Origin of the sequence: Desulfosporosinus cupriresistens (genome assembly GCF_001707885.1) — a bacterium.
Taxonomy (GTDB): domain Bacteria; phylum Bacillota; class Desulfitobacteriia; order Desulfitobacteriales; family Desulfitobacteriaceae; genus Desulfosporosinus.
Map to the genome: position 1 here is coordinate 1 of NZ_MASS01000122.1, position 1,699 is coordinate 1,699.

The window sequence follows — 1,699 nt, forward strand, 5'->3', positions numbered from 1 at the left end:
TTTGGAAAAGGGAGACGTATTGCAAGTTATGGAGCTGTCCGAACTTCTATGCGCAGCTAGCCAACCTTGATCTTTTGTCGGAGATAGGGTTTCTCCATAGAACCACGAGATAAGGAGTTTGGGCTGAGTAATAGGGTTTTATAAAAGTAAAGGGAATTTTGAAAGGGGGGATGCCGGAAACTCTGTTTATGCAGTGTCTTTTTCAGCAAAAGTGTTGTGGACGCTGACTAGGATAAACACCTGTTTCTGTCGTAGACTCACCATATCAAAAAATAAAATAATATAGAGGAGGATTTAATAATGTCTAAACTTGTACCACCACATGGCGGAAAGTTAACTCCAGTATTGCTCCCGGAAGAACAACGTGCTGAGGCTTTGGCAAAAGCTAAAACATTACCTGTAATTCGCATGACTTCTAGAGAAACTTCTGACCTTTTAATGATTGGTATGGGTGCATTTAGCCCATTGACAGGATTCATGGATAAAGCGAACTATGAAAGTGTTGTTGAAACAAAACACTTAACCAATGGTTTAGCATGGCCACTCCCAATCACTCTTTCAGTTACTGAAGAGCAAGCAGCTAGCCTCACAATTGGCATGGAAGTAGCCTTAGTTGATGATGAAACTGATACCTATTGCGGTATTTTAACGGTTAGCGATAAATATACGTACGACAAAGTCAAAGAATGCAAGGCAGTCTTCTTTACAGATGATCCTGTACATGACGGTGTTGTCAAAGTTATGGCTCAAGGAAATATCAACGTTGGTGGTTCGTTAGTAACGTTTAGCCAACTCGGATATGCTTCAAAATACGGCGATTATTATGCTACCCCTGCTCAAACTAGAGCAATCTTTGACGAAAAAGGCTGGGCAACTGTTGCAGCTTTCCAAACACGGAATCCTTTACATCGTTCCCATGAATTCTTATGCAAGATGGGTAATGAAGTTTGTGATGGACTCTTTATTCACCCAATCGTTGGAAAACTCAAAGAGGGCGATATTCCGGCTGAAACACGTCTGGAATGTTACGAAGTCCTATTGAAAAATTATTTCAATGAAAAAAGTGTCGTGATGAAAGTATATCCAATGGAAATGCGTTATGCAGGACCTAGCGAAGCTATTCTTCACTCTATTTTCCGTCAAAACTTTGGTTGCAGCCACATTTTAGTAGGCCGTGACCATGCTGGTGTAGGCGACTACTATACTGCTTATCAAGCTCAAGAAATATTTGATCAATTCAAACCAGGCGAACTTCTCTGCCAGCCACTCAAAGTGACTGCAGCTATGTATTGCAACAAATGCGGTGGCATGACTACTGAAAAAACTTGCCCACATGGTAAAGAAGATCATCTGAAGATCAGTGGTACAAAGTTAAGAGCGATGTTGGGAGCCGGCGAAGTGCCACCTAGCAATTTCAGCCGCCCAGAAGTCTTGCAAATCCTGCTCAAATATTATTCCTCAAAGTAAGTTAATCGCTATTAAGGAATTTTGCGCAGTGGATGCGTGAATTAGTGAAAAGACTCTTTTGTTGAATCAAACTTGATTATTCTGGTGAATACCGCATATCAGGAGTTTCCTTTCAAGTCACTTAGGTGTTGTTGAGTCTTTAATTACAGCTTTTTGAGTTGGAAGGTTCTCCTATTAGGCGAAAAACTTAGATGTTATAAGTGATTCAAACGTAAAGAGGCTAATTCAATTT

The 1,699-nt window shown here is 40.6% G+C and carries 1 protein-coding gene; it reads left to right on the forward strand.

The annotated features are described in order from the left end of the window. Positions 1 to 300: 300 nt before the first annotated feature. Positions 301 to 1,467, forward strand: coding sequence for a sulfate adenylyltransferase (gene sat, locus DSBG_RS21430; protein WP_009619451.1), 1,167 nt, complete (start codon positions 301 to 303; stop codon positions 1,465 to 1,467). Positions 1,468 to 1,699 lie beyond the last annotated feature (232 nt).